Raw genomic sequence first — 8,605 nt, 5'->3', positions numbered from 1 at the left:
CATAGAGACGTGGAACCACCTGATCCCATCCCGAACTCAGTAGTGAAACGCGTCATCGCCGATGGTAGTGTGGGGTCTCCCCATGTGAGAGTAGGTCATCGCCAGGCACTTAATACTTAAAAAACCCCTGTCACTTCGTGCCAGGGGTTTTTTAATATTTAGGAGTTGGTTGTTTATGCTTGTTCCTGAAACAGTTTATCCTTTCCCACGTAAGCCATTTAATGCACGCGGCTCCAAGGTTGTGCGTTGTGATACCTGTCGTTTAGCTGAAGCTTACTGTATCTGTGCCGATATTCGCGTAGCTGAGCCTGCGGCTGATTTTTGGCTACTGATGCATCACAATGAGTTTTATAAGCCATCTAATACTGGTAGACAGATTTTACAGACCTTTCCTGGCAGTGGTGTGTCTGAATGGCAGCGGTTGCAGATGCAGCCTGAGTTCGAAACATTGCTCGAACAACGTAAAGGTTCAGTCTGCCTGGTGTTTCCAGAGGCGCCAGACTATAAGCATCGTATGATTACAGATACATTAGAACTGGAAGGTCGGCCACTTTTTGTGATACCTGATGGTACCTGGCGTCAGGCAAGACGTATCTTCAGACACAGTGAGTACCTGCAGGACCTGCCGGTTATTGAGCCGTGTGTACTGGAAGGAAGTCACTATTTTCTGCGCAGTTCGGGCCCTGAGCATCACCTGTGCACAGCGGAGGTGGCCGTTGCTTTATTGGCACAGATGGGAGATGAGGCAGGAGCGGGTGCATTGATGCATAACTTCAAGTTGTTCAATGAGCGTTATTACGCATCTAAAGGAAGGAATCTGCAGACAGCCGCAACGTGATATTGATCGCTACGGCTGTCGTGCGTGTAAGTCCACTGGTTTAGTGAGTTTCTTCCGGTGCCGGTTTGTCTTCAGCTGCTTTCTGCTGATCAGCTTTCTGTTGCAACTGCTGTGCATAGAGTGCGTCAAAGTTAACCGGAGCAAGCATCAGTGGAGGGAAGCTGGCACGGGTCATGAAACTGTCAACGGCTTCACGAGCATAAGGAAACAGAATGCTTGGGCAAAAAGCGCCTAGTGTGTGTGCAAGTTGCTGATCTTCAAGGCCGCTAATTAGAAAAATTCCAGCTTGTTGTAGTTCTATCAACAGTGCCGTAGCGCCATCATTTTTAATTGTTACCGTCAATGTCAGTACGACTTCATAGTGGCTGTCATCTAGACGACTGGTCTTGCTGTTCAGGTCCAGTTTGACATCGGGCTTCCAGCCTTTAGTGAAAACAGATGAGCCTTCAGGTGTTTCCAGTGAAACGTCTTTAAGGAAGACGCGCTGTAATGCAAATTGTGGTGTGGCTTGGTTTTCGGCATGGTACAAATCCTTCGTCGGTTTAATTAAGCGGGTTGATCGAGCAGTGGATCCAGCTTGCTCTCTATATCCAGTTCGTAGAGCTCATCACAACCGCCGACATGCAGGCTGTTAATGAATATCTGCGGAACCGTGTTGCGACCACTGCGCTGAACCATTTCCTGGCGTAACTCGGGTGAGCTGCCGACATCTATCTCTTCATAAACAGCTTTTTTCTTGTCGAGCAGATACTTTGCTCTATGACAAAAAGGGCAGGTTCGGGTGGTGTAGATTGTAATTTTAACCATGGGTTATTTCTTCACTATAGGGAGATGCTGAGCTTTCCACTCGGTAATGCCACCGGCCAGGCGTGTGACCTCGGTAAAACCATTGGCTTTCAGTTTCTTGCCTGCACTACCTGCCGTCTGGCCCAGATTGCAGACGATAATGATAGATTTGTCCTTCAAACTGTCCAACTCAGTGATGCGCTTGTCCAGTTCTGCAAACGGAATATGTCGGGAGTTGGCAATATAGCCTGTATCCCATTCCTTTTTAGTACGAATATCCAGAAGCACCGCCGATTCTTTGTTGATCATACGGGTGGCTTCAGCTGGTGTAACTGAACGACCGGATTTCCTTTTTTCTGTCCACAGTAAAACTGCAAGTGTGATCAGCCAGGCACTGACGATTAGAGGGTGGTTGCCAACAAACTCAAAATTTTTCCATCAGGGGTTCCGTTCTGTGAACTCAAAAATAACTTTAGCAAGTATACAATGTACGACTCCCGGGGATAAGGGTTAAACGTATCTGTGTTAGCCTTAATGGCGGATAGTCAGTAAAATGATTATATTTTTCACTTTCTGAAACAGATGGCCGACTATGAGCGATAATCGATCAACCAAAGCACTGATAATTCTTGATGGTTTCGGTGTTGAGTCAACACCTTCATCTGCAATCGATGCGGCTAACACTCCAAACTGGGATGCTTTACTGGCCTCTAACCCTAACTCGCGTATTGCAACATCTGGCTTGGCGGTTGGATTACCTGAAGGGCAGATGGGCAATTCAGAAGTCGGTCATATGAATATTGGTGCTGGACGGGTGGTTTATCAAAACTTCACCCGTATTTCCAAATCCATTCAGGATGGCGACTTCTTTACAAATCCAGCGTTGACCGCCGCAATGGACAAAGTGTTAGAAAAGGGTACGGCGTTACACGTAGCAGGGCTTTTGTCTCCCGGTGGCGTACATAGCCACGAGATGCATTTGTTTACACTGATTGAGATGGCGTTCAAGCGGGGCATAAAAAAAGTCTATCTGCATGCGATACTGGATGGCCGTGATATGCCACCCCGTTCGGCTGAGCCTTCACTGGAAAAGGCTGATGCCTTGTTCAAGCGCCTTGGTTGTGGTGCGGTCGCCACGGTCACCGGGCGTTATTATGCTATGGATCGTGATAACCGCTGGGATCGCGTTCAGCAGGCCTATGATGTAATGACGTTGGGGCAGGGTGAGTTTTATGCGCAATCAGCCCAGCAGGCGCTGGTTGAAGCCTATACGCGTGATGAAAATGATGAATTTGTCAAACCCACCGTCATTACCGATATGTCAGGTCACCCCAAAGGGGTTATCAGTGACGGAGATGCTATTATTTTTGCCAATTTTCGTCCGGACCGGGCGCGCGAAATTACACGGGCATTTACTGAGGGTGATGAATTTAGTGGCTTTCAGCGTCAAAAACAGCCTGAACTTGTCAGCTATGTGACATTTACTGAATATGCGGCCGATATTAACGCTGAGTGCGCTTTCCCACCGACAGCACTGCATAATGACCTGGGTGAGTATTTATCCACATTAGGTAAAACGCAGTTACGTATTTCGGAAACGGAAAAGTACGCGCATGTCACCTTTTTCTTTAATGGTGGACAGGAAGCTGTTTACCCCGGTGAAGAACGCATCCTGGTGCCCTCCCCTCAGGTAGCCACCTATGACCTGAAGCCGGAGATGAGTGCCTTTGAAGTCACTGATAAACTTGTTGAAGCCATTAAGAGTCGCCGGTTTGACCTGATAGTGTGTAATTTTGCCAATGGTGACATGGTAGGGCATTCCGGTAAGTTTGATGCGGCCGTTAAAGCCGTTGAGGTTGTCGATCAATGTATTGGTCGGGTTCTCGAGGCGATGCGCTCTGTCGATGGCGAAACGCTGATCACAGCTGATCATGGTAATGTGGAGATGATGCAAGACCCGCAAACCGGTCAGCCACATACCTCGCATACTATCTGGCCTGTAGCGCTTATTTATGACGGACCTCGGGCCGCGAAGGTTCAGCTTCGTGATGGTGCCTTATGTGATTTGGCGCCCACCCTGCTGTACTTGATGGATCTTCAGCCCCCACCGAGATGACGGGGCAGTCATTGGTTGATTTAAGCTGATTCGCCTGGTGTTCAAGCGTATTTTAGTCTTTCTGTTACCTGGGCTGCTGATGTGTGCTGGCTCTGTCTTGGCACAGGATCAGCAGGCAACCCAGGTGCAGCTCGACAGGCTGAAGCAGGAAGTTGCACAGGTCCAAAAACGTATAGCAGAGCAAGAACGGCAGCGTCAGGATGAGCAGCAGGCACTGGCACAGGCTGAGCGTGCCATAGGTCGGGTAACGGCTGAGTTACGTACACTTGATCAGGAGTTGCTGCAACTGGGTGAAGATATGCACGGTTTGCAGAGCCAGCGTACGGAGCTTGAGGCTGCGCTGGAGGAACGCCGTGATTTGATTGAGCAGTTGATTCAGGAACAGTATCGTCAGGGGCGGCAACCACGCTTGCAATTGCTGTTGAAGCAGGAAGACCCTGAGCGTCTGGGTCGTATGCTGCGCTATTATGATTATGTGAATACCGAGTTGACCGAACAATTGCAGGCTTATCAGCACCAACTGGATAGTTTGGGAACAACGCGTATACAGATAGGGTCAACCGAACAGCAAATAGCTGAGAGACGATCCCAACTGGCAATTGAACAGCAGCAACTGGAAAAGGCGCGGGCCGATCGCCAGGCAGCGGTAGTACAGTTAGCCAGAGCTCAGCAGCAAGAGCAGCAGCGGCTTGAGAGTCTTCGCCGTGACCAGGAAGAGCTTGAGGCACTATTGGCCGATATCCAGCGCTCTCTGGAAGCGGCTCGACTGGCACAGGATAACCAGCAGTTTGCCAAGTTAAAGGGTGAATTGCCTTGGCCATTGCAGGGCCGCTTGCTACGCAGCTATGGCCATCAGCGCAGCGGTGTTGCCTTTGAAGGGTTGTTGATTGCAGGCCAGGCGGGTGCAGAGGTCAAAGCGGTCCACCATGGGCGTGTAGTATTTTCTGACTGGTTGCGTGGTTATGGGCTGGTGCTGATACTGGATCATGGTTCGGGCTATATGAGCCTGTATGGTCAAAACCAAACCTTGTTGTTCGAACCCGGCGATTGGGTGACAACAGGACAGGCTATCGCTACGGCAGGTAATAGTGGTGGTAATGAAGAAACCGGACTTTATTTTTCTATCCGTCATCAGGGAACACCGGTAAATCCGTCTCAATGGCTGAAACAGCCTTAAACTGGCACCAAAGGATCGAGTTATGAAAGGTTTACGCATGTATCACGTTTTATTGCCGATTACACTGTTTGCGTTAATTTGTTCTCAGTTGGTGGCGGCGGAAGAGGCTGATACCGAAACAGTGTCTATTCCAGTAGAAGAGTTGCGTTTGTTTGCCGAGGTATTTGATCGTATCAAGTCGGCTTATGTCGAGCCGGTATCAGATAAAAAACTGCTTGAGGATGCTATTCGCGGGATGCTAAGTGGTCTGGATCCTCACTCGGCTTATCTGGACGCCAAAGCCTATGAGAATTTACAGGTGCATACTTCCGGGCAGTTTGGCGGCTTGGGTATTGAGGTGGGTTTGCAGGATGGTTTTATCCGGGTCATTGCACCGATTGATGATACGCCAGCGCAGCGAGCTGGAATCCAGGCCGGTGATCTGATCACTAAAATTGGTGATGAGTCGATTCAGGGTGTCAGCCTCAATGAGGCGGTGGATAAAATGCGTGGTCAAATTGGTACCAGTATCACCTTGACATTGATGCGAGAGGGCATAGAAAAGCCGTTTGAGTTAACACTGGAACGTGCGTCAATCAGTGTGACCAGTGTGCGACATCGGTTGTTGGAAACCAGCTATGGCATGATCCGTATCAGCCAGTTTCAGAATAATACCGCTGAACAACTTACTCGTTCTATTGAAGCATTGAAGGCCATGGGGGAGCTCAAGGGTATCGTTTTGGATCTGCGTAATAACCCGGGTGGAGTGCTTCAAGCCGCAGTTCAGGTGAGTGATGCTTTCCTCTCTGATGGATTGATCGTTTATACCGATGGTCGTCTGCCTAATTCTGAGCTGAGTTTCAGTGCCACACCGGAAACGGCTGCCGGTGAGATTCCTGTGGTGGTGCTGATCAATGCCGGTTCGGCCTCTGCGTCAGAAATTGTTGCTGGTGCCTTGCAGGATCACCGTCGGGCAATTGTTATGGGAACAGACAGCTTTGGTAAAGGCTCGGTACAAACTATCTTGCCGGTGAGTGTCGATCGTGGGGTGAAATTAACCACAGCTCGTTACTACACGCCGAATGGACGTTCTATCCAGGCTGATGGCATACACCCGGATGTGGTCGTGGAAGATGCGCGTATTACCCACATTGAGGCGCAAGCAAGTCAGCTTCGGGAACGTGACTTAAGCGGTCATTTACAGGGTAATAATCCGGCTGAAGTCAACGTTGAAGCTGAAGAGCCGCTTGGGCAACGTGATTACCAGCTTTATGAGGCACTGAATTTGCTCAAGGCACTTAACATTTTGCGGCCAGACAGAGGCTGAGACTCGTTTGAAAAACAGGATATACAGCGGGTTATTGCTCTGGGCGAGTTTACTGTGTCTGCCACTCTGGGGAGATGAGCTATCGCCTCGCATGGTGCTGGTGATTGACGATCTGGGTCCTAATTTGATGCAGGGGCAGGCAATACTTGCGCTTCCAGGGCCGGTGACCTACGCGGTGCTACCGTTTACGCCTCATGCGACTCACCTGGCTCGTCTGGCAGAGCTGCGCGGTAAAGAAATTATTTTGCATGCGCCTATGGCTAATCTGGCTAATCTCCCCCTGGGTCCTGGTGGTCTGTATCCACACTTATCGGAGCAGGAGTTTAAGCAGGTACTCAATAGTAACCTGGACTCCCTGCCACGAGCACGTGGCTTGAATAACCACATGGGTAGCCTGTTGACACAACAGGAACAGCCGATGCGCTGGGTGATGGAGGTTGCTCGTGAACGTGATCTTTTTTACCTAGACAGCCGAACCACGGCTGAAACCCTGGCTGCTGATATTGCCAGAGAAGAGCGCGTACCGGTACTGGAGCGCAAGGTATTTCTGGATCATGAAGTCACCGCTGACTATGTTGAGCAGCAGTTCCTTCATGCGATAGAGGTGGCAAAAACGGAGGGTTCGGTCGTGGTAATAGGGCATCCCTATCCCGTGACTGTGGAGTACCTGAAACAGGGCTTGCCTTTGCTGGATGAGTTAGGTATTCAGTTGGTTTCGGCATCTGCTTTTTTGATGCAGGAAGCCGATCTGCAGCGCTTGCATCAGTATCAGCAGCGTAAGCTGCAGACGGCTCAGCGAGTTGATGAGCCGTCTGCTGGCTCCTCATCCATTTTGCGTGTCACGCCGGAATAACCCTTCAGCCAAGCGAGGCCACTGTTCCGGCCAGTGTTCGGTTGGACGGCGGCGAAATTCACTGCGTACAAACTGACGTATCCGCCCTTCAGCTGTTGCCATCAGCAGGTTTGCACAGGAACCTGCCGGAATACGGGTTCTAATCCCTTCCTTTTGCTCCGCTTCACGCATGATCTGTTTCAGTTGAGTTTCCATGCGCTCAAACAGTTGATTGACCTGGCTGCGCAGTCTGTCGGTTTCACCTGACAGCGCATCAGCCGTTAGAATCCTGGCCATACCCGGATTTTTTTCTACAAATGCCAATAATAGAGTTAAAATTTGTTCACACTGACGTATGCCGTTGGCATCCGAGGTCACGATCAGTCTGATGCGGGTGAAGAGTGTTTCTTCGATAAAACCGATCAGGCCCTCGAACATCCGTGCTTTACTGGGAAAGTGACGATAGAGGGCTGCCTCAGACACGCCAACTTCACGGGCTAAGGCTGCGTGGTGATGCGTTGGCCGGGGTTTACTTCCAGCATCTGCGCCAGTGCTTGAAGGATCTGCTCACGACGGGAGATTTTCAACTGCTGCTTATCAGTCATTCATTTGGTCCCTGAGGGTTTATAAAGATTTGTTGGTAATCAGGGTGCCGACACCTTCATCGGTAAAGATTTCCAGCATACAGGCATGTTCTACCCGTCCATCGATGATATGTGCTGTATTTACACCGGACTTAACCGCACTCAGGCACAGTCAATTTTCGGTAGCATACCGCCATAGATAGTACCATCTTCGATTAAGGCATCTACCTGGCGGGTTGAGAGCCCGGTCAGTACTTTGCCTTCCTTGTCCATTAATCCAGCGATATTGGTTAACAGAATCAGTTTTTCCGCCATCAGCACTTCGGCAACCTTGCCGGCTACCAGGTCAGCATTGATATTATAGGCGTGACCATCTGCGCCAACCCCGATGGGTGCAATTACTGGAATGAAATCGGAGTTTTCCAGCATATGCAGGACTTTAATGTTGACGCTTTCGACCTCACCAACATGGCCTATATCGATAATTTCCGGGGCCTCCATTTCAGGTGTTTTATGTTTTACCCGTAGCTTACGCGCTCGCAGTAACTCACCATCCTTGCCGGTCAGGCCTATGGCTTTACCACCGGCATTGTTGATCAAGCCGACGATTTCCTTGTTGACCATACCACCCAATACCATTTCGACCACATCCATGGTTTTCGAGTCGGTGACGCGCATGCCGTTGACAAAGTGAGATTCAATATTGAGCTGTTCCAGCAGATTGCCTATCTGTGGCCCCCCACCGTGAACAACGATAGGGTTCATACCGATCAGTTTCATCATCACGATATCGCGGGCAAAGCTGGCCTTGAGTTTTTCATCAGTCATGGCGTTGCCGCCGTACTTGATAACAATAGTTTTGCCGGCAAATTTCTGAATATAAGGCATGGCCTCACTCAGAATTTTCGAGGTATCAATAGCTTGTTGACGTGTAAGTGGCATATTCATTACCTGGTTTAGAGTCTG

At 49.8% G+C, this 8,605-nt stretch carries 7 protein-coding genes, 1 rRNA gene and 3 pseudogenes; 6 read left to right on the top strand and 5 right to left on the bottom strand.

What is annotated here, in order from left to right:
- Together rrf and LH51_RS04580 are read left to right on the top strand one after the other, a co-directional pair.
- Positions 1-107, top strand: a 5S ribosomal RNA gene (rrf, locus tag LH51_RS04585); the annotation flags it as partial.
- 68 nt (positions 108-175) lie between these two features.
- On the top strand, positions 176-838 hold the full coding sequence (locus tag LH51_RS04580; protein ID WP_036520174.1) for a tRNA-uridine aminocarboxypropyltransferase: 663 nt from the start codon (positions 176-178) through the stop codon (positions 836-838).
- Between the two features lie 40 nt (positions 839-878).
- Here LH51_RS04580 and secB read toward each other — a convergent pair whose 3' ends face one another.
- Genes secB through LH51_RS04565 form a run of 3 tightly spaced genes read right to left on the bottom strand, consistent with a single transcriptional unit; the run spans position 879 to position 1,990 of the window.
- Positions 879-1,367 (bottom strand): protein-export chaperone SecB, encoded by a 489-nt coding sequence (gene secB / locus LH51_RS04575; RefSeq protein WP_036520173.1) that lies wholly within the window; start codon positions 1,365-1,367, stop codon positions 879-881.
- A gap of 17 nt (positions 1,368-1,384) precedes the next feature.
- Positions 1,385-1,645, bottom strand: a complete 261-nt coding sequence (gene grxC / locus LH51_RS04570; RefSeq protein ID WP_036520172.1) for a glutaredoxin 3 — start codon at positions 1,643-1,645, stop codon at positions 1,385-1,387.
- Between the two features lie 3 nt (positions 1,646-1,648).
- Entirely contained in the window at positions 1,649-1,990 is a 342-nt protein-coding gene (locus tag LH51_RS04565; protein ID WP_268746523.1) for a rhodanese-like domain-containing protein, read from the bottom strand.
- 226 nt (positions 1,991-2,216) lie between these two features.
- On the opposite strand from LH51_RS04565, the pseudogene gpmI reads away from it, so the two are divergent.
- The 4 genes and pseudogenes from gpmI to LH51_RS04545 all read left to right on the top strand — a co-directional run bounded on the left by gpmI (position 2,217) and on the right by LH51_RS04545 (position 7,076).
- Positions 2,217-3,769 (top strand): annotated as a pseudogene (gene gpmI / locus LH51_RS04560) (2,3-bisphosphoglycerate-independent phosphoglycerate mutase).
- 8 nt (positions 3,770-3,777) lie between these two features.
- On the top strand, positions 3,778-4,917 hold the full coding sequence (locus tag LH51_RS04555) for a murein hydrolase activator EnvC family protein (protein WP_081960657.1): 1,140 nt from the start codon (positions 3,778-3,780) through the stop codon (positions 4,915-4,917).
- A 22-nt stretch (positions 4,918-4,939) separates the two neighbouring features.
- The gene (locus LH51_RS04550; RefSeq protein ID WP_036520171.1) at positions 4,940-6,223 is read left to right on the top strand and encodes a S41 family peptidase; all 1,284 of its coding nucleotides are present in this window, start codon (positions 4,940-4,942) and stop codon (positions 6,221-6,223) included.
- A gap of 7 nt (positions 6,224-6,230) precedes the next feature.
- On the top strand, positions 6,231-7,076 hold the full coding sequence (locus LH51_RS04545) for a divergent polysaccharide deacetylase family protein (RefSeq protein ID WP_144244172.1): 846 nt from the start codon (positions 6,231-6,233) through the stop codon (positions 7,074-7,076).
- Here LH51_RS04545 and slmA read toward each other — a convergent pair.
- Positions 7,047-7,660 (bottom strand): annotated as a pseudogene (slmA, locus tag LH51_RS04540) (nucleoid occlusion factor SlmA). The gene LH51_RS04545 and the pseudogene slmA overlap by 30 nt on opposite strands.
- A 19-nt stretch (positions 7,661-7,679) precedes the next feature.
- A pseudogene (argB, locus tag LH51_RS04535) lies at positions 7,680-8,581 on the bottom strand (acetylglutamate kinase).
- Positions 8,582-8,605: the final 24 nt, after the last annotated feature.

Origin of the sequence: Nitrincola sp. A-D6, assembly GCF_000764495.1 — a bacterium.
Taxonomy (GTDB): domain Bacteria; phylum Pseudomonadota; class Gammaproteobacteria; order Pseudomonadales; family Balneatricaceae; genus Nitrincola.
Note: the sequence above shows the minus strand (reverse complement) of the source record. Positions and strands in the feature narration are given on the sequence as shown.

Bases quoted from the DNA above. Each gene is read 5' to 3' on its own strand.
- LH51_RS04580 (WP_036520174.1), top strand. From the start codon at position 176: ATGCTTGTTCCTGAAACAGTTTATCCTTTCCCACGTAAGCCATTTAAT.
- grxC (WP_036520172.1), bottom strand. From the start codon at position 1,645: ATGGTTAAAATTACAATCTACACCACCCGAACCTGCCCTTTTTGTCAT.
- LH51_RS04550 (WP_036520171.1), top strand. From the start codon at position 4,940: ATGAAAGGTTTACGCATGTATCACGTTTTATTGCCGATTACACTGTTT.